This window comes from Vallitalea okinawensis (genome assembly GCF_002964605.1).
In the GTDB taxonomy this organism is placed as follows: Bacteria; Bacillota; Clostridia; order Lachnospirales; family PQDH01; genus Vallitalea_A; species Vallitalea_A okinawensis.
Window position 1 is genome coordinate 836241 of the sequence record NZ_PQDH01000002.1, and the last position, 26521, is coordinate 862761.

Sequence of the window (26521 nt, forward strand, 5' to 3'; positions counted from 1 at the left end):
TTATTATGATATAAAAGGAGATAATACCATGACATATTCAACTCAAATGGATGCTGCTAAAAAAGGCATCGTAACTGAAGCAATGAAAATTGTTGCTAACAAAGAAAATATGGACATTAATACACTTAGAGAAAAGATAGCAAAGGGAACTATCGTCATACCAGCTAATAAGAACCATACAAGTATTAGTGCTGAAGGTATTGGAGAAGGCTGTAAAACGAAAATTAACGTCAACCTTGGAATTTCAAAAGATTGCTATAACATCGAAAAAGAACTTGAGAAAGTACAAACGGCTATTGACATGCATGTAGAATCCATTATGGATCTAAGTAATTACGGAAAAACCGAGGAGTTCAGAAAGCGTGTCGTTGATATGTCTCCAGCCATGATTGGTACTGTACCTGTATATGATGCATTTGGTTTTTATGAAAAAGAATTGAAAGACATAACAGCTAAAGAGTTTCTTGATGTCGTTGATAAACATGGTCAAGATGGTGTAGACTTCGTTACCATTCATGCAGGTATGAATCGAGAAAGTGCTGAAACTTTTAAGAGAAACCCACGACTAACCAATATTGTATCGCGTGGTGGTTCACTGATGTTTGCATGGATGGAATTAACAGGTAATGAAAATCCGTTTTATGAATATTATGATGAGCTATTAGACATTTGTGCTAAATATGATATTACCATCAGCCTTGGTGATGCTTGTCGTCCTGGTTCTATTGCAGATTCCACTGATGCTTCCCAGATTAAAGAGCTGATTACTTTAGGTGAATTAACAAAAAGAGCTTGGGCTAAGAATGTTCAGGTTATGATAGAGGGTCCTGGCCACATGGCATTAGATGAAATTAAGGCTAATATGCTATTAGAGAAAAAGCTATGCCATAATGCACCTTTCTATGTATTAGGCCCTTTAGTAACAGATGTAGCCCCAGGCTATGACCACATTACTGGTGCAATTGGTGGAGCTATTGCAGCTTCTTCAGGTGCCGATTTCTTATGTTATGTAACGCCTGCCGAACATTTAAGGTTACCTACTCTAGATGATATGAAAGAAGGTATTATCGCATCAAAGATAGCCGCTCATGCTGGTGATATTGCAAAGAAAATTCCAGGTGCTAGAGCTTGGGATAATGCTATGAGCCATGCAAGACAACAACTGGATTGGGACAAGATGTTTGACTTAGCTATTGACTCCGAAAAAGCTCGTCGCTATCGTAAGGACGCTAAACTTGAAGATGAAAAAACCTGTTCCATGTGCGGTAAAATGTGTGCCATTCGTAATGTCAATAAAGTATTGGATGGAGAAGATATTAATATACTAAGAAATGATGCCTAAATGAGATAATATTCATATAACCCTACCTAAAAAATCACTTAGGTAGGGTTAATCTTTTGGAGTTATCCATTAGCTATACCAACTTAATAAATCCGTACTCTTAAGTACTGCTAATGCAGCTCCATGTTTATCATCGTATTCACCATGTATAAACATTAACAAGGATCCTGAATTATTACGATCATCGATAACCATACCTGCAGATGGTCCATTAGGTGCCCAATCGTAGAAGCTTTCTTCAATAGATAATGTTTGAATATTTGACCAGTGAAATAAATCTTCAGACTTGGCCATACACATACCCCGCCCTGGTCTACATGGAGTAAAAAACATCATATACGACCCATCTTGATGGATAATACAAGGATTCTCGATCGTAGAGCTATCAGGCATTTGCTCACTTGTCAACACTGGTTCATCATGGTCTACCCAACTCTCTAGGTCTTTAGATATCATAACACCAATCTTGCCCTCTGTCTTATAAAAACAGAAAAAGGAATCGTTACGTTTTTCAATATAAGGATCAATTTGACGATGAGATTTTGACCATTTTGCTGTACACCCTTCTTGCTTTAAGCATTTAGGTTCAGACCAATTTCTTAAATCTTCACTCTCCATAAGCCATAACCGACTGTCTTTACTTCCCCAAAGTTCACCTTCATTGATAGGATAGGATTGTACACAAAGGTACCATTTCTCCTTATGTCTGAATACGTTACCTGGACTTGAGAAATTTAATTCTGAATCCTGCAATATAATAGGCTGACTCCAGTTATCTAGGTCAGTACTTTCTGTTAAGCCCAATTTTAATCTCCTTTTACCTTCTTTCTCTTCCACTAAAGTATGATAGCAAAAATAGGTTCCCTCATGATAAATGACAGCTGGGTCTCGTATAAAGTAGTCAGGTCTTAAATCTAAAACAGGGTTATTAATTGTATGCTTGATACTCACTAATCTCAACATCCTCTCTACACATATGTTGATTAATAAACTTTTATATCAACTTCATAATAATAAAAAAAGTAAATTTAATCTTTGCATTTGTTGCTTTAATCTTATTGTAATCGCGCATATTATGCTATTCAATATCTAATGGATCAAAAAAAGCCTGACCTAGTTTCCTATACTTTGGTCAGTCTTTTTATCGTTAATCTTCAAATAGTGCAAAGATCTCTTCCTTATTCATTTTACTGATGAGTGAATCTCCTGGTGAAATGACACTCTCTACTAAATGTTTCTTTTTATCTTTTAATTTAAATATCTTTTCTTCAATGGTACCTCGTGTTAATAGACGTATTACCTGCACTTTATTTTCTTGACCTATTCTATATGCTCTATCAGTTGCTTGTTCTTCAACTGCTGGATTCCACCATGGATCATAATGTATGACCATATCAGCACTAGTTAAGTTTAGACCAGTTCCACCTGCTTTTAGTGAGATTAAAAAGATTTCCCTTTCCCCATTATTAAAAGCCTTTACACGCTCTATGCGTTCATTACTTTTAACAGAACCGTCTAAATAGAAATATTCTATTCCCATCTTTGTCAACATTTTTTCTATAATCTTCAGCATGGAAGTAAATTGTGAAAAAATAAGTATCCGATGCTTTCCTGCTATAGCTTCTTCCACTAATTCTTGCAACAATTCTAATTTACCACTGTCCCCTTCATAGTCTTCCATAAATAGTTCTGGATGACAACAAATCTGGCGCAATCTTGTTAAAAGTGCTAAAATCTTAATTTTACTTCTCTCATAACCACGTTCACTGATTTCACCGTATATTTCTTCTTTTACCTTTTCTAAATAACTCACATAAAGTTTTTTCTGCTCCATGGTAAGTTCACAAGTCTTGACATCTTCAATCTTGGGAGGTAATTCTTTTAGTACATCCTTCTTCATTCTTCTAAGAATAAATGGATTGATTTGTCTGCTTAATAAACGAATTGCCCTTTTATTTTGATCTTTAACAATAGGACGTTCATACCGTTCTGCAAAGTTCCCATAACTAAACAAATATCCGGGCATAAGAAAATCAAAAATAGACCATAATTCCTTTAATGAATTTTCAATAGGTGTTCCAGTTAAAGCAAAATACCCTTTAGCTTGAATGTCCTTTACAGCTTTTGATAATAATGCATTAGGATTCTTAATGTACTGCGCCTCATCAATAATGCAATAGCCAAATTCAATGATTTTATAAAGGTCGATATCATTGCGGACTAGAGCATAGGAGGTAAGTACCATGTGTTCATCTCCAATGTCCTTAATCAACTCTTTTCTGGTAACTTTATCTCCGCTCACCACTGTAACATTTAACTCCGGCGCAAACTTCATGATTTCATCTTTCCAGTTATAAACCAACGAAGTTGGTGCTACGACAATGGATGGTTTCTTCATGCTTTCATACTCTGATAGAATAAATGCAATCGTCTGTAAGGTCTTTCCTAGACCCATATCATCAGCAAGTATTCCTCCAAAATTGTAAGCACTTAAGGTTTTGAGCCACTTATAACCTGTTACCTGATAATCTCGTAAAATAGAATTTAATGTATCAGGAACTTTATATTCCATATCCTCAGGCTCATGGACGTTCTCAACAAGATCCCTGAAGGTCTTACTCCTATGGAAATTTAAGGCTTTATTCTCTTTTAAATAATCATTAATATACATAGCTCTATATTGAGGCACAGTTACTGACCCATTATTTAGATCTGCTTTTTTTAAATCTAAATTATCCATAAAAGCCATAAAGCCATAAAAATCATCATTATCTATATTAAAAATTGAACCGTTTTTAGCACGATAATAACGTTTTTTCTCTTTAACGCTTTTATAGAGTTCATAAAACTCGGTAGGATCAATACCTTCTACTGAAAAAGTATACTCTAAGAAGTTTAATCGTTCAGCAAATCGAATGTCGTTCTTAATGGTAGGCTGATGAACTAATGGTATCTTTTTAAAACTTTCAGAGTAGTAAATTTGACATAGTGTACTTAACTTAGGTAATACTTCAAAAATAAAACCATACATCACTTCTTCTTCATCTATACAAAGTTGCCCTCTACCATCTGCATATTCTAAATAAGGAGTTAATAAGACTTTGACCTTACTTTCTCCAGCTGCATCTCTTTGAACAATAAGCTCATCACTTTTCAAATTTTTCTCATCTGTAAAAGCATTAAACTCAAACTGATCGTAAACAAAAGTACTCTTAATCAATAATCCTTCCTCACCTTGATCAATATAAACTTTTGATACTAACCCAGCTTCTATGATCTTGTCTTTTATGGATGAAGCCATCTGGATTTCTACCCACCCTTTTAAAGCGGTTAGCACTTCGCTTATAAATGCATCACGATGTCCCCCAGAGAAGTTAATGATACCCCTTCTTTTATAGGCTTCTTCATAGAGGAGTTTAAAGTAACGACTTTTGGATGAATCAAGATGATAGATATCCTCCCTAAAATAGACATACTCAGCATCCTCTGTTAGTAAGTAATAATCTTCGACGTGAAGGAAATGTACTTCAAGGCGTCTGCCTAGTTCCTCAATTTTAAGTTGTACTGGTAGGGACTCATGGTTGGTGTTTTTTATTTTCCCTTTAGATGTCATACCTTCTAAAATAAAGCTTTTATCACCTAAAGCTGCGAAAACTCGTTTTAAATACAGATCATTAAGATGAGCCGTTTTACCACTAATCACCTTGGGTAAATATCGATTATATCCTGTTTGCTTATTATAGGCATATATTTCATAGATTTCTTTAATAACTTGAAACAACTTAACATATTCCTCATCGAATTGATGAACACTGGGATAATAAGTGAAATGTTTACCAAAATCCATAGGAAGGTGGTTATTCCATGCATGAAAAAAAGTATTGTAATCTTTAAGAACATAAAGTTGATGTTCTCCCATTTTTATATACAAAGACATGTTTAATTTACGACCTTTGAAAAATTCTTGAGATTTTTCAGCATTCATATAAACTTCCACATGACATTTTCTTTTTTCGGTTCCAAATTCCAGAGACTGCTCTCTTCTAAAAGCTTCAATTAAATTTGTTTCTTCATCAGAAGTAAAATGACTTGTTGATAGATCCTTTAATATATCTTGTTGATGTTGTTGCTTATTAAATTTTTCATTACATTGTTTCATGGTAGCAACAACGTGCTTACAAGCACCAGTATATTTTGCAAATGCAGGGCAAGAACAGTGAAAGCTACTCATATCCCCCCCACCAGTAAACTGAATAGTTACCTGATAATACTCTTCTCCTGTAACAACACCGTTTATTTGTTTTGTAATTGTATCATAATAAAGCTCTTCCACAGCCCCTTGGCGATAGTACTTTAATCCTCTAATATAGATATTGGGGTTGGCAACTAATGCTTTAATTTCATCATCTCTAAAATATTTCATGACTCATCAACCTAACTTTACGACTTAACTAACTATAACTATATCATTAAGTGGATTAATAGTAAATATTCATTACTAACACCCTTAAAAATTAATTTTATAAAATTTTTTTGAAAACTTCTTGTTATTTGGAAATAGTTGTGTTAAAATATTTCAAAATAATAACTGATTAATTCGATGATTTGGAAAAGTATAATTACTCCCTTATACCAGCGATTCAGGGCAGAGTGGAAGCCTGATTATAAAAGTATTTAGAAAACGCTCCAATGAGAATTCTTCTGAACCTATCAGTAGGAAGAACGTCATCCCAGCGATAATGGGTATAGAGTTGGCTCACTATTGAGCAACAAGAGTGGTACCGCGGTCCCCCGTCTCTTATTAGAGGCGGGGTTTTATATTGCATTAATTTTGGAAGGAGAATTTCAATGGAAAAAATCAAAATGACTATTCAAGAACTTTTGGCATCCTACCTCAATGTATCTAAGGAGCAAATATTGTTTACAACACCTCCATCTTCAGAATTAGGTGATCTTGCTCTCCCTTGCTTTACTTTTGCTAAATCTCTCAGAAAGTCACCTATATTGATCAGTGAAGATATTCAAGAGTTTTTAGTAACTCAAGATTACGACTTCATTTCTCACATTGAAACCAAACAAGGATACGTCAATATCTATTTTAATAAGACTTATATCACACAGCATACTATTGAAGCTATTCAGGATAAAAAAGATTTCTATGGTTCTAACCAGCTTGGTATTGGTAAAGAAGCTCTTATTGAGCATACTTCTATCAATCCAAACGCATCGCCTCATATTGGCCGTGCTCGTAATGCACTTATTGGTGATGTTATTAGTCGATTACTTAAATTTGAAGGTTTCAGTGTAGACACACAATATTTTGTCAACGATATTGGTAAACAAATCGCTATGCTTGTCTATGCTGCCTCTGATTTAGAAAGTATTGAGTTTAAAGATCTTTTAAAACTCTATGTTGATATTAACAACACCATTAAAGAAAACCCTGAGCTGGAGAACGAAATCTTTGATCTTCTAAGTCGTTTTGAATCTGGTGAAGAGCTTATTGTTAAAGCTTTTAAAAAGATTGTAGATGTTTGTATAGAGGGACAGACGGGGCTTCTCAGTGAATTAGGTATTCATTATGATACATTTAAATATGAGTCAGACTATATTTTCTCTCATCGACTCCTGGATATCCTAGAAGCCTTTAAGCAAACTCCTTACTTAGAAGAAGATGAAAGTGGGCGTTATGTACTTAATCTTTCCAAGTATGAATTACCTATGAAAGCACCTTATTTAGTACTGACCAGAAAAGATAAAACCTCTTTATATGTTCTTCGTGATATTGCTTATACCATTGATAAAATAAAGCAAAACCCTCACCACAACTTTATATTACTTGGTGAGGATCAAAAGCTATATTTCAAGCAACTTAGTGCAGCTCTTGATATTCTGGGATACCCTTCCCCTAAGGCTATCCACTATTCTTTCGTCCTGCTTAAAGAAGGAAAGATGGCAACTAGAGAAGGAAAAGTTGTACTATTAGAGGATTTCATGAAAGAAGCTGTTGTAAAAGTAGAAACCTATGTGACAGAATCTAATCATACCATTGCAGATAAGAAGACTATTAAAGCTATCGCTTATGGTGCAGTTAAATATGCTATCCTTAAGGTTGACAATGATAGAAATGTAACTTTCAACTGGGATCATGCACTGAGTTTTGAAGGAGATTCTGGACCTTATATCCAATACAGCTATGCTCGAATCCAGTCCATATTAAAGAAGGTACCTACTATCGAATCAGATAGGGTTGACTATAGCTTACTAGATTCTCTTGAAGAATATGAATTGGTGAAGCATTTAAACCAGATGTCAGAAATAATTAAGAAATCCTTAGAAGAAAAAAGTCCACATTTATTAGCGCAATATGCCTATCAAACAGCAAAGAAATTCTCAAGTTTCTATCACCATTGTCCTATCATGACAGCTGATAGTGAAAAACTTAAACATAGCCGCCTAGCCCTCATTCAATGCGTTGCACAAGTAATAAAGAATACTTTGTCTATATTGGGTATTGATGTAGTAGATAGTATGTAATAAGCACTTGCCTCGTTTTCAAGTAATACATCTATATCATTATTCATACATTTAACATATGAGGGTCACCTATTACTATTAAAGTAGGGGTAAATATGAGACAAGTGAACTTGAAAAATAATATAAATCTTCATGATATCATAACATCTAATAACTATCTAGATATTTATCACCGTGTCACAGCTAATCTTGAGGAGGATGCTAAAGAAGCCGGTGCAGCCTATATTCAGCAGATATTACAGGACTGGGCGGTCTTTCATATTGAAGTACCTCCAGAAGAGTGCGAAGACTTTTATTTAAGTGGTGAATACTTTGTTATACCCAATGTATATGGCTTAACAAGTATTAGCAGTATGGAAATAGCAGGGATCGGACCAGTATTAAAAAGTGACACTTTAGATTTAAGCGGTAGAGATGTAATAGTAGCAGTAATCGATACTGGCATAGATTATACACACGAGGCTTTTATTTATGAAGATAATACAAGCAAAATAATGAGTATCTGGGATCAAACAATAGAAGGTACTCCTCCAGATGGATTTTTTTATGGCGCTGAGTACAGCAATGAGCAGATTAATAAAGCTATAAATTCTGAGGATCCACTTTCTATTGTTCCTTCTGTTGATGAGGTGGGTCATGGTACTTTTTTAGCTGGTATTGCAGCTGGAAGACCTAATAGAAGAGAGCAATTCCAAGGTGCTGCACCTGATGCTAACTTGGTTATTGTCAAACTGAAACAGGCTAAGAAATGCATCAAAGACTTTTTTAAGATAAAAGAAGGTGCCATAGCATTTCAAACCAATGATATTTATCAAGGTGTTAAGTATGTTTTAGATAAATACAGAGAATTTAATCAGCCAATCGCTATACTCTTTGCTGGTGCATCAAATGATGGTCCTCATAATGGAACTAATGAGCTAGAAGAGTTTTTGGCTGCACAAGGCGATTCCGTAGGTGTTGTAATCGTTACGTCTGCTGGAAATGAAGCCAACGCAGCCCACCATTATCATGGGAAGTTTAAAGAAGGTGTAGGACAAATTAATGTGGATCTTCATGTTGCTGAAGACGAGAATGGTGTATTTCTAAATATGTGGGTTCCACTACCAGACCAATTAAGTGTAGAATTGATTTCCCCAAGCGGTGTTTCTACTGGAGTTATTCCCCCTAAACTACGCCAATGGCAAAATAATATCTTTCCATTAGAAGCTTCTGTTATTCGAACCCATTATGATTTAGTTGAAGAGAGAGCTGCTGAAGAATCAATTGCAATCATTATAGAGAACCCTTTACCAGGTTTGTGGACACTTATAGTACATGGCGAGATCGTCATTAATGGTGAGTTTGATATTTATTTACCCATTAGACCATTTATAGAGGAAGATACAATATTTCTAAGTCCAGACCCTAATACAACTGTTGTTATACCATCAACTAATCCCCAAACCATAACTGTAGGTGCATATAATGAGATAATCAATAGCATCTATTTACCATCTGGTCGAGGTTATACAAGGGATAACCGTATCAAACCTGATCTTGTAGCTCCTGGTGTAGATGTCTTGGGTCCTTATCCCAACAACCAATATATCAGCATGTCAGGTACTAGTGTTGCATCTGCAATTGCAGCTGGTGCTAGTGCTCTATTACTTGAATGGGGCATTATTAAAGAAAATGATACCACCATGAATACAACCTCTACTAAAACTTACTTAGCTCGAGGAGCTAAACGCAGAGCTGGTATTCGGTACCCTAATCGTGAATGGGGATATGGTGAACTAGATCTATTTAATGTATTTCGAATCATTTAAATTATAAGACTATATATAAGAAATTAAAAAGGATAGCGGAAGCTATCCCTTTATACTTTTAACCCACAAAAGGTTTATTTAATTCTTCAGTACCTTTTAAAACAAAACGACCATCTTTAATAATGTCAATTGTCTCACCTGAAGTTTTTATCACAGTTATAAATTCTAACCCATCATAAGGCAAAGTAATATCTGTATGAACATAGGTATATGCATCATCCATATTTTCTTTACGTTTTATGGATTTTTCATTGTCTCTTGCCATAATTTCTTTTTTATCCGAGTTATATACAGGTGTATCTTCTTCCCTTGAGAAGCATGTATCTCCAACTGCAAAGTGTGGTCCCATTTTCTCAACAATTAAAATAGGCAAGATATCGATTATCCCATGTTTATTCGCCATAACATACGCAGTCGTATTAGTTCCTATAGCAAATTCACCAAGAGGTAGTGTTTTATGTGGGAACATTAAGTTCTCTTCAATATATTTTTTATTTTCCTCTTTGGACTCAAAGTTCGTACAGCTGTATTCTTCAATAAAACCATCCTTAAAGGTTAATACTAAATTGTCATACTTTAAATTATTGAGATACACTTCTTCAACATGTAGTGTACCGTTGGTTCCAGTTAATTGTGGTGATGTAAAGACCTCACCAACTGGAATGTTCACATCAGCTACACAATTGACAAAGTTAGTTTGATGAGCAGGGTCATCTAATTTGGGAAGTGCTACAGTAATATCTGTTTGATTGCCTTCTTTTCCTTTTACATGAACTTCTTTACCTAGATCTAATGCATCGATAATGGATTGTTGAATTCTTTCATAAATATCACTATCCAAAGTATTAACTTTACATGTATCTTCAAATATTTCTTCGAATTTTTCACCAACATCTGGGATTGGTAACGCCATAATGGTAAAGCTGTATTCTTCTCGAGGTACATATTGATTAAGTATCATCTGAAGTTTTCCTGTATGACTTTGTTTCAATTGACCTTGTTCATCAGAAAGCTTAATACATGCCTCTTTACTTTCAGGTTTAAATGGAATTTCCCCAAATTGTTCAAGAACTGCTGGACCAGCATATCCTTTAACTTGATCCTTTAATAGCTTTAATGCTTTTTCAGTAGCTTCTTCTAATAATTCTGCATAGTCACTACCAAAGTATAAAGCGTCATCAAAACGATGGTCATATGTGAACTGCTTATTAGGTTCATTGCTGTATAATACACTAATAAAGCTTGTAAGATTCATTGCCTTGAAATTATCAACTGCCTGTCTAATAATGCGTTCCTCACCTACATGGAAACGAATACCAACATGATCTTTAATAGACATATCTTTATTATCACGGATAAAGCCTTTTCGATAACCCTCAGTAAAAGTTTTTGCTATATCATTAATTTTAGTTTCATCCATTGAATTAATAAATCTAGCCATTTTTATTTCATTTTCCGTAATATAGACGCCATATCTAAAAAGATATCTTAAATCATCTAATTTAGACTCTGTAATAATATCCAATCGATATGAGATTTCGGGAAGTAGTGATTCTCTTGCCCATAATTCTCTCTTTAGTGATAAACCTTCTTTTACATTAGAAGTTACTATTGCCTTAAGTTTTCCTGTATTAATATGTTTGTTACCCATGATATAGTCGAAGGCACGTATAAAGATATCATTCATTTCTGCCATATCAAATATTCTATGCTCATAAGCAGATTTCACATAACCTCTTATTTTTGTATTTAAGTAGGCTAATATTTGACCTACTTCTAAACCAAAACGCTTAACTGAATAGGCTGGGTTTGCATAACTTGTCCTATAGTTTTCTCCAGTAATATCTTTATAAATCTTATGATTATCTTGAAATAATGCATCAAAGGTATTCTTAACAAAATAGTCTTCACCTAGCTCATACTCAAAATCAGCGATCATTAAGATAAAGGTAGAAAGACGATGGAAGTAATCGTTATATTTATTTTTCTTCTTGTCTTTTGTTTTGTCCTTTATTTTCTTTATATACTCTAGTGAATCATTGTAGTCCCCTTGAGCCTTATTGTTGAGTGTCTTATAATAGTTTCTATAATCGAACATAAAAAACCTCCTTAGTACAAATTCCAGTCATTTACATCAAATGACTCTCTAATATAACTTTATCATACTCTTTAACAGAAGACAACCTTCTGTGTATCAATCATAATTTTTTTGTGTCAGCTTTTATTTTAGTGTAGGGAATGCTTGTATTTTCCTCGAAAGGCATCGTACTTTGCCTGTGCCAAAAAGACGTTATTTCATTATTCAGCTGGGTTTCATGATAAACATATCTACCATGGCTCCATTCATTAGGGAAGAGTTTTTGATACATCCGCTGCCCATAGCGCTCATCGATCAATACACCAATACCAATATCCTCCTCTGTTCTAATAACACGCCCAACAGCTTGTAAAACTTTATTCATGCCTGGATAGACATAAGCATATTCAAAACCTTTATGATATCTATGATCAAAGTGCTCTTTTATGATGTTGCGTTCAAAACATATCATAGGTAAGCCTACGCCTACGATAATGACGCCTTGTAAACGATCACCTATTAAATCAATTCCTTCTGAGAAACTAGATCCCATTACAGCAAATGCCACCATGGTTTCTTCCTTCCCCCCCTTAAATTGATTCAGGAATTCTTCCTTTTCTTCTTCATTCATGCCTTGTTTTTGTGCTAATATATTGATTTCTTTAAACTCCTCCATGAAATAGTCAATTATTTTGTTCATGTAGGCATAGGACGAGAAAAAAGCAAAATAATTACCTTGGTCATGACGTATAGCATTATAGATGCAATGAGCTACTTGATCATAGGTTCTCTCACGATGTTTATACTTTGTTGAAATAGATGTATTAAAGAGCAATTCTAAATTATTTTGATCAAATGGTGATGCTAGGTGCATACGATAAGACTCAGCATCGCCTCCCAGTAGATCAATAAAATATTGCATGGGTAATAATGTAGCAGAAAAGACAACTATTGCTTTAACACCATCATGGATTTTCTTTAAAAACTCAGCTGGATCTAAACAGAAGAGTTTAATCATAACATCAGTACCCAGCTTCTCATAATATGTCATGTAATTATCGTCATACATTTCTGCTATTTTTATAAAATTATTGATTTCAAAGAATAATTCCATTAACTGATCTTTATATGCAACCTTCTTATGCTCATTAAGAAACTCCTCTGTATACTTATGCAACTTTCTTAATTGTTTTAAAAATTTATCAGAGTAATCTTTTTGTTTATAGACTCCATCATTAGCTTCACATATCTTCCTAAATTCTATAAAAGATTTATTGACATTATTAAATAGCTTGGTCAAATAATCATCTTCAGATTTAACCAGATTCTTCATTTCTAGCATAGGCTTTTTATACAAGGCTGATGAGTACATGTCCCGTCCCCTATCAACAAGGTTATGTGCCTCATCAACTAAGAGTATTAGTTCACTACTCTCTTCTGTGAAATACCGCCTTAAAGCAACACGGGGATCAAATGCATAATTATAGTCGCATATAATAACATCACAATAGTTAGATACATCTAGGGAGAATTCATAGGGGCACATCTGATGTTTTTCAGCGTAATCCAATAATGTCTGACGGTCAATCCGATCATTCTGCTGTAAAATATCGTCAAGAGCATCATTTAACTTATCAAAATAACCTTTTGTATAAGGACACTCCCCTGAATTACAATCTCTATGCTCAAGAAAACATACTTTATCTTTAGCTGTTAAGATAATTCTGCGTAACCTCAAGCCATGATTTTCTAGTAGCATTAACGTCTTATCCGCTACTTCTCTCCCAATAGTTTTAGCTGTTAAATAAAATATTTTTTCACCATGCCCCTCGCCAATAGCCTTAATGGCAGGGAATAACGTAGCTAAAGTCTTTCCTGTACCAGTAGGAGCCCTTGCAAATAGTTTCTGCCCATTACCTTCTTTAATTGTCTTATATACTGCAACTGCTAACTCTCTCTGCCCATTCCGATACCTATCAAATGGAAAATCAAGTTCTTTGATAGACAATAGTTTTATATTATTCCATCTCTCTAGCTTTTCTATCCATCGACCATAAGCATCCACATAATCATAAAATTCTTTTTTTAATTGTTGAAAAGTATATTTTTTACGAAGTCGTTTTATCGAATCATGATCTAAATTAATATAAGTCAATTGTAGAGTTAGAGCAGATAATTCTTCTTGCTCTGCATAAATAAACCCATAGCAAACTGCTTGAGCCCAATGTAATTGATTAAAATCTTCATCAATATCATCAAGAGGTACATATGTAGACTTAATTTCATCAATAATGAATAACCCTTCATCTTCATAAAGGCCATCAATACGCCCACTGATATGCATATCAAAGCTGGGAAAATTAATAATCTTGGAAACGTGTACCTCTGCTTGATAACCATCCCCCATATTTTTTTGTATCTTTTGATGGGCAAACAATCCTTCCAGCGTACGATTATTACTTCCAAAATCAAATATCAAATCTCCACTTCTTAGTGAATATTCAATTAAACTTCTTACAGATACTTTATATTTCTTATTAGAACTCATGCCATCACCATACGAACAAATTTTCTCATATACTCTATCATAATGCATACGCTAACAAATAACAAGTTAATTTATACTTTAGCATGCTTAACCCTACTATATTTTAATACATAGTTTCCCTCTATACACCTATACTAATGAATAATAGCCCTTGATTGAAGGAGGTCCATAAAATGCATGTTATTGAAACAAATAAATTGACCAAGTATTACGGTAAGGCAAGAGGTATCATAGATGTTTCACTTCAAGTACTAGAAGGTGAAATCTTTGGCTTTATAGGTCCAAATGGAGCAGGAAAATCAACAACTATTCGAACCCTCTTATCTCTCATCTATCCAACTAGTGGCAGTGCAAAAATATTTGGTAAGGATTGTATCAAAGAAGGCTCAGAGATTCGTAAAAGAATAGGTTACCTACCCTCAGAAGTTTTTTACTATGATAATATGCGCGTAATGGACCTATTAAAGTATTCTGCTAGTTTTTATGGAAAAGATGCTACCACACGTATACATGAGCTTGCAGAAATAATGAATCTTGATTTGAAGAAAAAAATTGATGAACTTTCTTTCGGTAATAAGAAAAAAGTCGGAATTGTACAAGGTTTGCTTCATGAACCTGATCTTATTATCTTAGATGAACCAACAAGTGGACTTGATCCATTAATGCAGCAAAACTTTTTTAATTTAATCAGAGAAGAAAATAAAAAGGGAGCTACTATCTTTTTCTCTTCACACATTCTTGATGAGGTACAAAAAATGTGCCATCGTGTTTCTATCATCAAAGAAGGTAAAATCATAAAAACTGAAACCATAGAATCTCTCAGACAGGATAATTATAAAAAGTTTAGAATAGAGACGACAACAGCTTTATCACAAAACCTTTTTCAGTTAGCTGGTGTTAATGATCTACATGTTGATCAGAATATAGCAAGTTTTATCTATAAAGGCGATATCAATACTGTTATCAGTCAACTTAATGCATTAAATCTAAAGAATTTGCTTGTTGAAGAACCTACCCTTGAAGAAATCTTCATGTATTACTACGAGAAGGAGGACTAATCTTATGAACATCTATATATTTGAGTTCAAACATTATATGAAACAAAATATCATTTGGCTTGTTTGTATGATTGCTATGCTCTTTATATATATGTCCCTGTTCACAACCTTCTCAGCAGAGGCAGAGCAATTTGAAAGGATGATGGAGCAGTTTCCAGAACCCTTTAGAAAAGCTATGGGCTTAAATAATCTTTTCTTGACTAACATATTAGGTTACTATGGGTTTACCTTCGCTTATATCTCGTTAATAGGTTCTATCTTTGCAATGAAGCTTGGAATCGATATTCTCTCCAAAGAAACCAGAGAAAAAACAAGCGACTTTTTATTAGTAAAACCTATTAATCGATCTGGAATATTGATATCTAAAATACTTGCCGTATTAACCCAGATAATTATTATGAATCTGATTTTTTTCCCTCTTGCTTACTTAGCTATTGAGATTTTCAAAAATGATAATTATAACTTTCAAGTTTTTACTCTTATATCACTAAGTCTTTTTCTCATACAGCTTTTCTTTCTCACCCTAGGTGTTTTTTTAGGCAGTTGTATGAATAAAATTAGAAGTGTTCTCCCCTTAACCATGGGGGTAGTTTTCGGTTTATATGTCCTTCAATTACTCAATCAAACTCTTGAAGATGTCAAACTGTCATACCTAACTCCCTTTGGATACTTTGATGCAACTCAAATTATTGAAGAAACAAGCTATTCCTCAACACATTTATTTGTTTCACTACTATTATCAATATGTTTCATTCTGTTAGCTTACTTAGTCTATAAGAAAAAGGACATCCATTCCCTATAAACAATCTTGGTTGATAAGAGGAGGTATATTATGAATATCATCTTAAGAGAATTACGAGCTAATAGAAAAGCTCTTATTATTTGGTGTGTAGCTATGACTCTCTTTGTGGCTGTTGGTATGGTTAAATATTCAGGTTTTGCTAATATGGGGGAAGAAGTAAATGAACTCATGGCTTCTTTACCTGAAGCTTTGCAAAAAGCTTTTGGGTTGGGTAGTATTAATCTTACCGAAGTCGGTGGCTACTACAGCATGTTTTTTATTTATTTCATGCTCATTGCTGGTATTCACGCTAGTTTACTTGGATCAACTATTATCTCCAAAGAAGTGAGGGATAAAACAGCTGATTTTTTAATGGTCAAACCAGTGACTAGAACTCAAGTAATTACTTCAAAAATCATTGCTGCTTTGATTAATGTTATCATACTTAATTTCGTAACTTGTTTATCATCCATCTTGTTTGTTCAGTACTATAATACTGGAGATTCCATTACAAATCTGATCATTCAAATGAATGCTTCACTACTGATAATTCAGCTTATATTTTTGAGTCTAGGCTTGTTCATATCTGCATTAACAAGAACTTCAAAAAAAGCAACCTCTATTTCAACTGCTGTACTTTTGACAGCTTATTTTCTCTCTATTGCTATTTCCATCTACGAAGATATTAGCTTTTTAGGTTATCTTACACCCTTTTATTACTTTGATGCAGAAGCTATCATGTTAGGAGAAGGTATCGAAATGATTTATCTATTTATTGCTATTGTGATTATCGCAATAAGCATTCCAATCACTTATCACCAATATCGAAATAAAGATTTACATGTTTAGGATTACAAAAGGGGCTATACGCCCCTTTAATCATTTACATTACACTATCTTTTTTATCCACCTTTTTATTTAATTCCTCGACCAAATTAATATGTTTATTTGAACCCCTGTTATTTAAAATACGATTAATAATAAACTCCATATCATCAACAGTTACAGGACTGGCACCTTTTCTTAACTCATAACCTAATTCCCCATTATACTCAAGAGTTGCTCTTTTTATATCGGACATTCTTTTAATACCCTCTTGCCGCATCCTAGAATCCAATTCAGTTGGTGTAAGTTTAAGCTTTTTTAAGTTTTCTGGAATTATTTTACCATCCTCTATAATCAGTACACTTTTTCCGACAAACAACTTTTCAAACTTATTTGAATGGTACTCAAAATACTCAAATATGATTAGGAGGACAATATAAATAACAGCTGCAACAACAGTTTTAAAAACGCTCTTATCAGCAAAAGGTTCAACAATCATTGCGCCCATTGAAATAATTACCACTGTTTGAGCAATTGTCATCTGAGATATAGAACGTCTTCCAGTTATCCTTAAAAGTATAACAGCTGAAACAAATAAAATAATCGGCTTTAAAACAAAAGGCATCATACTCACTCTCCATCATTGTTCAATAGTTTTAGTATGAAGAATTTGGTTATTTTTATACCCGATTACTTCCATTCGTTACTTAACCTCTTATCCGATAATTATCTATACGTTTTGTAATACCTTGTTCATCTAGATACTCTAGTAAATTAATTGTTCGCTTTCTCCCAATTTTCAGAGCATCTCTTACCTGAATAACTGTTATTTGCTTCTTCTCTTTAAATAAGCATTCAATAATATTTAGAAATTCTTTATAGTTAACAACATGAATCAATAAATCTCTGTTTATCTGTTTAACCCGCCCCATATCCTCAAGGTACTTAAATATTTCACTTAAACTAGCTAAAGAATATTGATTAGTTTCAAAGTTAGATAGGTCAAAACCGTTCAATCCACCATGAAGAATAAGCTGTTCAATTGCCACAACTTTTGTTTCCTTTGAGACAAGGTTAATGCGTTCTTTTAAACCCATTGCTAGCTGGTGTTCATTTTGGTAAATAACCTTTTGTTGAATAAAATGTTGGATAAGCTCCTGAAATTCTTTTAAACTCAGCTCTGAAAAATATTTGGTTTTTAATTCTTCTTTACTCATAAATAGACTGTATTTATTTCTTTTATAATGTTCGTCAAAAGCATAGGTAACTCTTTCAATATAGTTAACATAGGCATCTTGACTTACATAGTATTTGCCTAGCCTTACAACTTTACCTTCCCTTGCTAAGTCCTTCAGCGACTTCCAAATATCTTGTTTATTGCAGTATAGCTTTGAATAGATCCTATCGATATCATACAGGTACTGGTTATATCTTAGTAAGTAATCAATTATTTCTTTTATATTTGCTCTTTCTAATAGTTGAAAATGTTTAATACTCTCTTGCTTAAATCGAGATAGATAGGAAGATTTATGATTCAATACTATTCCTCCACCAATCGTTGTGACTGGTGTTAGTGATCTAATGATAAACCTATCTTCTCTTATTGCAATAACTGATTTTTCTAATTTAATGCAAGCATATCCTTTTTGCTTACTATTGATTTGATTCTCTCCAATGATTCGTAATTGCCCTATGACTTCAACTGTACCAATATTAACCTTTACCCGTTGATTATGTTTAATCGAAATGTTCTCAGCTACATTGTAAATAACAGTCTCTATCCAACCTGTTGGCTCAACTGTTTCAGGCTTAAGGATCACATCACCTCTTTTAACCTGTGATCTTCCAACTCTATTGAGATTAATAGCACATCGTTGTCCACTAAAAGCAATCTCTCCTTTTTGCCCATGAACTTGCAGACTTTTTACTCGTGTTGTAATACTACTCTCACCATCAACTATTTCTATAGAGTCATCTTGTTGAATCTTGCCTCCTAATATAGTTCCCGTAGCAATAGTACCATGTCCTTTAATTGTGAAAACTCGATCAATTGGCATTCTAAATAGCTCTTGATTTCCAGTTCTTTTTAGTGTCTTTACTTCTTTAATTATTATATCTTTAAGCTCTTCTATACCGATATTTAATATAGAAGATACACCATGTATGGCAGCACCTTTATAGATAGTATCTTTTAAAAAGTCATTTATTTCACCCTTTATTGAAATATATGCACTGTTGCTTACCATATCAATCTTTGTTATAACAACTATTATGGAGCTAACATTCAATAAAGATAGTATATGCAAGTGTTCAATGGTCTGAGGCATAACGCCCTCATTAGCATCAATAATTAACAAAGCAAGATCAATACCACTTGCACCAGATACCATTGTCTTAATTAATTTTTCATGTCCAGGTACATCAACGATGGATGCCCTTTTATCTTCTAACATTAATGGAGCAAAACCAAGTTCTATGGTCATACCTCGCTCCTGTTCCTCTTTTAAACGATCTGTATCAACCCCTGTAAGAGCTCTCACTAATTCTGTTTTCCCATGATCAACATGTCCAGCAGTTCCAATCACAAGATGTTCCATATCATTAGTTCCTCTCTTCCTTACTGAATGCAAAACCTAGTCCTTGAACAATATGATGGTAATCCCCTTGGCTAATGGTTCTCATACTTAAAATTACCTTATCTTCTTTGACTCTAACTATAATTGGTAGGGTATACTCTCTTAATCTCTTTTGGATTCTATTGGCATTCACATGAGCACATTCTATAGCTAATGCTATACCTTGGATAACCGTTCCAGGTAATGCACCACCCCCAGTTGAATCTTCCTCTTCAATCGTGTTGACTTCTAAATCTTCTAACTTATGATTAATCAAAGCCTTAAGTTGATTAGCAGCAATCAAAAGCTCATCCTGAGTCTTTGTTAGCATAGACAATATTGGTATAAGTTTAATAACATTTTCCTTGTCACGATATAGGCTTAATACTTCTTGTAAAGCAATAAGAGATAGCTTATCGATACGAACCATACGTGTAAGTGGATTGCCTTTGATTCTACCAATTAATTCTCTTCTACCAACAATTATGCCAGCTTGAGGACCACCTAATAACTTATCCCCACTAAAAGTTACTATATCTATCCCTTCACTAACCAAATGACATACTGTCGGTTCATAGGGTAAGTTGTATTCTGATAAGTCAATAAGCACGCCGCTACCTACATCTTCCATGACAATCACATCATTCATCTTTGCTAGGTCCACCAATTCTTTCCCCTGAACCTCTCTTGTAAACCCCTCTATCTTATAGTTACTCTTATGAACCTTAAGGAATACACTTGTATTTTCAGTCACGGCATCTTCATAATCTTTAATGTATGTTTTGTTAGTTGTTCCAACCTCGATCATCTTAGCACCGCTTCTGTTAATGATATCTGGAATGCGGAAGCTTCCACCAATCTCCACCTGTTCAGATCTAGAAACAATCACTTCCTTTTCACTAGCCAATGTATGAAGACATAGAAAGACTGCTGCTGCATTATTATTGACAATCAGAGCGCTTTCTGCACCGGTTAATTCAGTAATAAGTTCCTCAACACTTTCATACCTAGAGCCTCGTTCCCCTTGGATCAAATCATATTCTAGGTTACAATAGCCACTGACAGTGTCTCTTATCTTCTCAATAGCTTTTTTAGGTAGTGGTGCTCTTCCCAAATTCGTATGAAGAACAATACCTGTTGCATTGATAACCTTCTGTATTCTCTTTCTCTCTTTTAATGCAAGCTCTTCATCAAGCTGATTGATGAGCTGACTCTTGATTTCCTCCTTGGTCAATACATGTGTCTTAGCAGGGTTAGAGAAGACAATCTCTTCTCTCAAAAGGTTAATTTTTTCGATAATAATGGCTTTTAATGTAACCCTATCATGATCTTTTAATAATCTGCTTATCTGCGATGATTCTAAAAGCTCATTGACTGAGGGGATATTCCTTAATTGCTCTTTCATAGGCTTCTCCTTAAAACTAATCTTTTTTTAGCTAAAAGTACAAAAGTGGCTAATGCCACATTTAAACTGGAGATAGGAAAGTATGGTTTCTTGCGAGCAAAACGCAGTACTTTCCTATACCAAAAAAAAGAGGGTATTTCTCCCTCTCTAACTTATTTCTATATATACATTCTTTTCATCCTTTTTTATAACTTCACCGATAACACTTGCACAAAGACATGCTTGTGTTTCTAGCTCATTAACTAAATGATCTACTTTATCTTTTGAAACAGCTATTAACAGTCCTCCAGATGTCTGGGGATCGTAGAGAGCTGTTCTAAGATTATCAGACACATGCTCTTTAACAGAAACCCATTTACCAAAGTGTTTGGTGTTAGATCTTGCACCACCTGGGACAGCTTTTTCTTCAATCAACTCTATGGTTTTCTTGAAAAGAGGTACTTGTGATGAATCAATTTTTACTTTTATACCACTACCACTAGCTAATTCATAAACGTGACCTATTAAGCCGAATCCAGTGATATCTGTACAAGCATGGACACCAACCTTTTCCATAGCAATGGCTGCACCTTTATTTAAAGTACGCATACTTATAACAGCTTCTTCAAGCTCATCTTCAGAGATTAAACCTTTTTTTAATGCTGTGGTTAGTATGCCAGTACCAATAGGCTTTGTTAAAACAAGAACATCAGACTCTTTAGCACCTGAATTGGTTAAAACCTGATTAGGATGAATATATCCTGTAACGGATAACCCATATTTCACTTCATTATCTGTAACGGTATGTCCACCAACAAGAACTGCTCCTGATTCACTGATTTTGTCAGCACCACCTCTTAGAATTTCAGCCAAAACTTCTGGTTCAAGGCATGTGGCAAAACAAGCTATGTTCATAGCAGTAAGGGGTGTTCCTCCCATAGCATAGACATCACTTAAGGCATTCGTTGCAGCAATCTGTCCAAATATATAGGGATCATCAACAACAGGTGTGAAAAAATCCAAGGTCTGTATAAGCGCATAATCATCTTTTATTTTGTAAACACCAGCATCATCTGATGTGTCTAATCCTACAATTAAATTGGGATCTAATTTGTTTTCTTTAGTTTTCAAATGACGCAAGACTTGCGTCAAGTCCTGTGGACTTAATTTACTAGCTCAGCCAGCTTTAGAAGACATCTGAGTTAAACGAATTCTATCTCCATCTGCCACAATAGTCCACCTCCTGTATTTTTCATCCAATGAACTCATTGGATATTATCATTGTTATATTGGCGGGAAAGGGTAGGAATCGAACCTACCTCGGATGGTCTTAGCACCCGAAAAAAGATTTGAAGTCTCCTGAATCCACCAGAATTCATCCAATCCCTTACAGACAACTATTATAACCCATTTACTATTATTTGTATACAATTAATTAGCCTTAAAGTTATAAATAGGTTTGATTATATCAACAATTTCTACTGTATCGTCAATATTATCAATGATCTCTTTCATCGGTTTATAGGCCATTGGTGCTTCATCAAGAGTCGTTAGTTTCACTGATGTCGTATAGATATCTTTCATGGTATCTTGAAACTCCTCCAGACTTAAAACCTCTTTAGCTTTTGAGCGACTCATTAATCTACCTGCACCATGTGGTGCCGAACAATTCCACTCCTTACTCCCCTTTCCAACACCTATCAAAGATCCATCTCTCATATTCATTGGAATTAATACCTTTTCACCTTTTTTAGCCGATATAGCACCTTTTCTGAGAGTATAATCCTTCATATCGATATAGTTATGAATGGTTTGGAACTTATCTAACCTATCGTACTCTAACCCTATACATTCCTCAACTATTCTTCTTCCCATAACCTCTCTATTGAGCTCAGCATATTGCTGCACGATATGCATATCATGTAAATAATCCTCCATCAATTGTCCTTCCAGGTAACATAAATCTCTTGGTATTTTACTTTCTTTTTTATGTTGCTTCATTAACTCTTTTAATGCTTTCTGAATCTCTTTTCTTCTTCCTTCCTCCTTATAAGTTTGAATGAGTTCTTGCTTTTCTTTTTCAAATTCATCATTTAGTCCGCTATGATAAGCATAGGCCTTATTCTGATAGTATGAGGCAACTTGCAACCCTAAATTTCTACTACCACTATGTAACACTAAGTACCTATTGTTCTCCTTGTCTTGATTGATTTCGATAAAGTGATTCCCTCCACCAAGACTACCAATAGCTCTATTAAATTCTCTTGATGATTTAGGAATTTCTCTAAAACAATATAAGCTCTCGATCATCGATTTATAGTCTGTCTTTGGATTGAGGTTAATATTAAAACCACTAGGAATCTCTTTTCTAATATAATTATCAACACTCTCAAGATCTAGATCCATTTGACCTAATGAAATGGTAAGCATACCACAACCAATATCAACACCAACTAAATTGGGAACAATCTTATCCTGAATATTCATTGTAAATCCAATGACGCATCCTTTACCACTATGACAATCTGGCATAATTCTAACTTGTGCATTGCTTGTAAACTCTTGATTACATAATTCAATGATTTGGTTACTAGCCTCCTCCTCAATGTTATCTGTAAATACTTTTGCCGTTGTATATTTTCCACTTAACTCAATCATTTTAATTCTCCTTAAATTTCTTAGCTAAATCAATTAATGCTTCTTTTTCATTCTTATCGTCATCTTTTATAACTATATCTAATAAATAGTTCAAACACTTCCCTATATCACTACCTTTATAACCTAAGATCATCATATCATGTCCATCAACCTCTAAATCTTTGATGGATAAGGGCGGAGTTGAATGGATGACTTCATTACACTTATTCTGCAGAACATCTACTTGTTCATAATTATGTGGTGGCTTTCCTCCTGAAATATCTGCTCTTTGAAGCTTGAATAAGTCCTCCAGTTTGTCATCACCAATATTCTTGATAAACTTTCTAATTGTTTTGGTTTTTATAGTGTTATGTTTAATCATATGCCAATAGACTAATTCACTAACATAGTCAATTTCTTGTTTTGAATAATTAAGTTGGGTCATGACCTCTCTGCAAATCTTTGCAGATACTTTATGATGCGTATAAAAATGACCTACACCTTTTTCATCTTTTGTATAGGTTTCTGGTTTACCCATATCATGAAATAAAGCAGCTAATCTTAATTCTAATTTGGGCTCCACTAGATCAAGAACAGTCATAATATGCTCAAAAACATCTTTGTCATGATGAGGATTATTTTGTTGAAAGCCTTTACACTTTGCTATTTCGTCTAGACCATACATTGTGTACGTACCATCATCCATTATTCTTCTAATTCCATGACTAGGCCGATTGGATATCAAAATCTTATTCAACTCATGACGTAATGTATCTTTAGTCATTTCCTCACCTTCTTCAGACTTAGTTCATTGATTGCCATAACTAATTCTTCAACCTTCTTGAAATCATAATCTTCTGGTAAAGTGGTATGAACTCTAGCATACTCTATTTGCTTTTCAAAATCATCAACCATTTCAAATATCTGAGAATAGGTATAACTGCCATTTCTAATACCCATTAATAAACCTCTATCTTTTTCTCGATACGTATTAATTCCCTTGCCCTCAAGAATATCAATTAACATTAAATAGAGTCTGATGAGATGCATGGCATGCTTAAATAACTTTTTTTCTGTCTTTTTATTATTTCTATGATTCAATTTATTATAGTCCTTGACTACATTATGCATTTCACTATAGATATCTTTAAAATCACGTAATGGATAATGGGTAAGCTGTATATCCATAAAAATTTCTTCTTCAAAATCGGGTCGATTACTGGTGTCCATATATAACCTAATATTCTCATCAGTAAAGGTCTTATAATTACTTTTCAAATGATACATTTGATTTTTGATACTACCCAGTATGTGTTTCTCTTTTTCTGCTTGAGGATAGCTATCTCTAGCCAAAGCATTTTGTAATCTTCTTAACTGTGCAGTAGCATACCCTCCAAAAGAGTGTATACACTTTTGAGATAAGAATAAATCTATGTTATCCCGTAAAAGCTTACCTTCCTCAGATATCGTAAATATATGCTCAGGTTTAGTCCCTAGAATTTCTATGGTATTAGGATTACAGTTTAATAATAGTGTGACAATCTTCTTTAATGAATATATGGTGGTATCGGTTGCTTCATCAGTAAATTGCTCAAAATGAGATAACCCTAGCAATTCTTCTGGTTTATTTAGTGCAACACCTCTAATATCTAGATCACTTGTCTCCACATTGGTGCCGTATGCATAGCTTCCACCTAATGTTAATAAAATTATATTACTGCCTAAATCTCTATGTTCTCTTAAAAATTTGTACTCACTACTATTCAATTTATCTCTTATATCGTGTATATGCATACTATCAGCCCCTTACGTATTTAGTTAACCAATATAGCACAAACTATACTTTATGTCCATATTTAATTCAAATTAATCCTCACTATTTATTCACTATCTATTTTCCCATGATAGGCCAATACTATTTAAGTTTTTATATCAAAAAAACAGGGTTTCTTCCCCTGTCTAGATCTTTCCTACTATTATGATAAATATTGTCCCATTTCCTTAAGGGATTGGGTATAATTATAACTTTGAATCTCTTCTCTCACGCTATGGTGAATATCTTTCATTGACAACATTGGTCTTTGCAAGTAGTAACCTTGACCACCATGAACACCTAACTCAATTAATGTCATTAACTCTTCTTTTGTTTCAATACCTTCTGCAATAACTTGAAATTGAGTAGCTTTTGATAAATCAACAAACGCTTTTATTAATGCGTATTTAAAGTCATCTTTATCAATATCCCTTATGAGATCCATATCCATTTTTATAAATCTAGGCCGTGTTTCATTGAGAGTCTTTAATCCAGAATAACCCGCACCCATATCATCTATGGCTATATTATAACCTTGATTTTTATAATGATTCAGTATATTGGTAAAACTTTTATAATCCTCTATAGCAGTCCTTTCAGTTATTTCAAAAACAATGGATGAGGGTTTTAAGTCCATTTGCTTTATGTATTCTTTCGTAAAACCCTTTTTAAAGTTAGGATCGTTCATAATTTTAGGATCCACATTTATAAAGAGTAATTTGTCTTTATGGAGATTTTGAGCCTTCTCTAATGCCTTTGTTCGAAATAAGAGTTCTAGTTCCCATCCTTTATTTAATTGATCTGCTAGGCTTAATAACGTTAATGGACTAAAGAGTTTAGACCCTTCTGGTCCTCTGCTAGTCGCTTCATAACCAATGACACCACCCGTTTGTAGATTGACAATGGATTGAAAGTAGGTATTAACTAACTCTTTTTTTAATATATTTTCAAATTCATATATGATTAATTGGTCTATTTGATAATCTATACGGTTATACATTATCTTCATCCTTTCGTCTACTAAGATAAAAGTACCAAATCAATATGAAATTTTTGTTATTAAATTTTAAACTATTTGTTAATTAATACATTATCT

At 33.9% G+C, this 26521-nt stretch carries 18 protein-coding genes, 1 tRNA gene and 1 other annotated feature; of the genes, 6 read left to right on the top strand and 13 right to left on the bottom strand.

From position 1 onward, the window contains the following. The first annotated feature begins 28 nt into the window (after positions 1-28). Entirely contained in the window at positions 29-1342 is a 1314-nt protein-coding gene (thiC, locus tag C1Y58_RS08765; RefSeq protein ID WP_105615635.1) for a phosphomethylpyrimidine synthase ThiC, read from the top strand. A gap of 69 nt (positions 1343-1411) precedes the next feature. Here the strand turns inward: thiC and C1Y58_RS08770 are convergent, their stop codons facing one another. After that, the gene (locus tag C1Y58_RS08770; RefSeq protein ID WP_105615636.1) at positions 1412-2293 is read right to left on the bottom strand and encodes a glycoside hydrolase family protein; all 882 of its coding nucleotides are present in this window, start codon (positions 2291-2293) and stop codon (positions 1412-1414) included. Positions 2294-2489: 196 nt separating this feature from the next. Next, positions 2490-5765 carry an SNF2 helicase associated domain-containing protein gene (locus C1Y58_RS08775; protein ID WP_105615637.1) on the bottom strand — a complete coding sequence of 1092 codons (3276 nt, stop codon included), beginning with the start codon at positions 5763-5765 and terminating at the stop codon, positions 2490-2492. A gap of 168 nt (positions 5766-5933) precedes the next feature. After that, positions 5934-6144: a binding site (T-box leader), on the top strand. A 46-nt stretch (positions 6145-6190) separates the two neighbouring features. Here C1Y58_RS08775 and argS point away from each other — a divergent pair. Both argS and C1Y58_RS08785 read left to right on the top strand, forming a co-directional pair. Then, complete coding sequence (gene argS, locus C1Y58_RS08780) at positions 6191-7879, top strand: arginine--tRNA ligase (RefSeq protein ID WP_105615638.1); 1689 nt, start codon at positions 6191-6193, stop codon at positions 7877-7879. Positions 7880-7974: 95 nt separating this feature from the next. Further along, positions 7975-9687, top strand: a complete 1713-nt coding sequence (locus C1Y58_RS08785; protein WP_105615639.1) for a S8 family peptidase — start codon at positions 7975-7977, stop codon at positions 9685-9687. A 58-nt stretch (positions 9688-9745) separates the two neighbouring features. On the opposite strand, the gene C1Y58_RS08790 is transcribed toward C1Y58_RS08785, so the two are convergent. Next, entirely contained in the window at positions 9746-11785 is a 2040-nt protein-coding gene (locus C1Y58_RS08790) for an aminopeptidase (RefSeq protein WP_105615640.1), read from the bottom strand. A gap of 100 nt (positions 11786-11885) precedes the next feature. Then, positions 11886-14312: an ATP-dependent DNA helicase gene (locus C1Y58_RS08795; RefSeq protein WP_105615641.1), complete on the bottom strand. Its 2427-nt coding sequence runs from the start codon at positions 14310-14312 to the stop codon at positions 11886-11888. A 173-nt stretch (positions 14313-14485) separates the two neighbouring features. On the opposite strand from C1Y58_RS08795, the gene C1Y58_RS08800 reads away from it, so the two are divergent. The 3 genes from C1Y58_RS08800 to C1Y58_RS08810 are packed head-to-tail and all read left to right on the top strand — an operon-like array spanning position 14486 to position 17000. Then, complete coding sequence (locus C1Y58_RS08800; RefSeq protein WP_105615642.1) at positions 14486-15370, top strand: ABC transporter ATP-binding protein; 885 nt, start codon at positions 14486-14488, stop codon at positions 15368-15370. Positions 15371-15374: 4 nt separating this feature from the next. Further along, positions 15375-16172 carry an ABC transporter permease subunit gene (locus C1Y58_RS08805; protein WP_105615643.1) on the top strand — a complete coding sequence of 266 codons (798 nt, stop codon included), beginning with the start codon at positions 15375-15377 and terminating at the stop codon, positions 16170-16172. Positions 16173-16202: 30 nt separating this feature from the next. Next, positions 16203-17000 carry an ABC transporter permease subunit gene (locus C1Y58_RS08810; protein WP_105615644.1) on the top strand — a complete coding sequence of 266 codons (798 nt, stop codon included), beginning with the start codon at positions 16203-16205 and terminating at the stop codon, positions 16998-17000. A 34-nt stretch (positions 17001-17034) separates the two neighbouring features. Here C1Y58_RS08810 and C1Y58_RS08815 read toward each other — a convergent pair whose 3' ends face one another. From C1Y58_RS08815 to C1Y58_RS08850, 9 genes are all read right to left on the bottom strand, one after another. Next, positions 17035-17604 carry a DUF421 domain-containing protein gene (locus C1Y58_RS08815; RefSeq protein ID WP_105615645.1) on the bottom strand — a complete coding sequence of 190 codons (570 nt, stop codon included), beginning with the start codon at positions 17602-17604 and terminating at the stop codon, positions 17035-17037. Positions 17605-17683: 79 nt separating this feature from the next. Beyond that, complete coding sequence (selB, locus tag C1Y58_RS08820; protein WP_105615646.1) at positions 17684-19573, bottom strand: selenocysteine-specific translation elongation factor; 1890 nt, start codon at positions 19571-19573, stop codon at positions 17684-17686. Positions 19574-19577: 4 nt separating this feature from the next. Further along, positions 19578-20996, bottom strand: coding sequence for an L-seryl-tRNA(Sec) selenium transferase (gene selA, locus C1Y58_RS08825; RefSeq protein ID WP_105615647.1), 1419 nt, complete (start codon positions 20994-20996; stop codon positions 19578-19580). Positions 20997-21143: 147 nt separating this feature from the next. After that, positions 21144-22172, bottom strand: a complete 1029-nt coding sequence (gene selD / locus C1Y58_RS08830; RefSeq protein ID WP_408646591.1) for a selenide, water dikinase SelD — start codon at positions 22170-22172, stop codon at positions 21144-21146. Between the two features lie 93 nt (positions 22173-22265). Next, a tRNA-Sec gene (locus tag C1Y58_RS26405) sits at positions 22266-22362 on the bottom strand. A 44-nt stretch (positions 22363-22406) separates the two neighbouring features. Next, positions 22407-23633: an RtcB family protein gene (locus C1Y58_RS08835; protein ID WP_105615649.1), complete on the bottom strand. Its 1227-nt coding sequence runs from the start codon at positions 23631-23633 to the stop codon at positions 22407-22409. 1 nt (position 23634) lies between these two features. Then, positions 23635-24396, bottom strand: coding sequence for an HD domain-containing protein (locus C1Y58_RS08840; protein ID WP_105615650.1), 762 nt, complete (start codon positions 24394-24396; stop codon positions 23635-23637). Continuing rightward, entirely contained in the window at positions 24393-25406 is a 1014-nt protein-coding gene (locus tag C1Y58_RS08845; protein WP_105615651.1) for a DNA polymerase beta superfamily protein, read from the bottom strand. The genes C1Y58_RS08840 and C1Y58_RS08845 overlap by 4 nt, the downstream gene beginning before the upstream one ends. 182 nt (positions 25407-25588) lie before the next feature. Beyond that, positions 25589-26425: an EAL domain-containing protein gene (locus C1Y58_RS08850; protein ID WP_105615652.1), complete on the bottom strand. Its 837-nt coding sequence runs from the start codon at positions 26423-26425 to the stop codon at positions 25589-25591. Positions 26426-26521 lie beyond the last annotated feature (96 nt).

Coding starts and splice junctions, on each gene's coding strand:
- thiC (WP_105615635.1), top strand. CDS start 29: ATGACATATTCAACTCAAATGGATGCTGCTAAAAAAGGCATCGTAACT.
- C1Y58_RS08775 (WP_105615637.1), bottom strand. CDS start 5,765: ATGAAATATTTTAGAGATGATGAAATTAAAGCATTAGTTGCCAACCCC.
- argS (WP_105615638.1), top strand. CDS start 6,191: ATGGAAAAAATCAAAATGACTATTCAAGAACTTTTGGCATCCTACCTC.
- C1Y58_RS08785 (WP_105615639.1), top strand. CDS start 7,975: ATGAGACAAGTGAACTTGAAAAATAATATAAATCTTCATGATATCATA.
- C1Y58_RS08790 (WP_105615640.1), bottom strand. CDS start 11,785: ATGTTCGATTATAGAAACTATTATAAGACACTCAACAATAAGGCTCAA.
- C1Y58_RS08795 (WP_105615641.1), bottom strand. CDS start 14,312: ATGAGTTCTAATAAGAAATATAAAGTATCTGTAAGAAGTTTAATTGAA.
- C1Y58_RS08800 (WP_105615642.1), top strand. CDS start 14,486: ATGCATGTTATTGAAACAAATAAATTGACCAAGTATTACGGTAAGGCA.
- C1Y58_RS08805 (WP_105615643.1), top strand. CDS start 15,375: ATGAACATCTATATATTTGAGTTCAAACATTATATGAAACAAAATATC.
- C1Y58_RS08810 (WP_105615644.1), top strand. CDS start 16,203: ATGAATATCATCTTAAGAGAATTACGAGCTAATAGAAAAGCTCTTATT.
- C1Y58_RS08815 (WP_105615645.1), bottom strand. CDS start 17,604: ATGATGCCTTTTGTTTTAAAGCCGATTATTTTATTTGTTTCAGCTGTT.
- selB (WP_105615646.1), bottom strand. CDS start 19,573: ATGGAACATCTTGTGATTGGAACTGCTGGACATGTTGATCATGGGAAA.
- selA (WP_105615647.1), bottom strand. CDS start 20,996: ATGAAAGAGCAATTAAGGAATATCCCCTCAGTCAATGAGCTTTTAGAA.
- C1Y58_RS08835 (WP_105615649.1), bottom strand. CDS start 23,633: ATGATTGAGTTAAGTGGAAAATATACAACGGCAAAAGTATTTACAGAT.
- C1Y58_RS08840 (WP_105615650.1), bottom strand. CDS start 24,396: ATGACTAAAGATACATTACGTCATGAGTTGAATAAGATTTTGATATCC.
- C1Y58_RS08845 (WP_105615651.1), bottom strand. CDS start 25,406: ATGCATATACACGATATAAGAGATAAATTGAATAGTAGTGAGTACAAA.
- C1Y58_RS08850 (WP_105615652.1), bottom strand. CDS start 26,425: ATGTATAACCGTATAGATTATCAAATAGACCAATTAATCATATATGAA.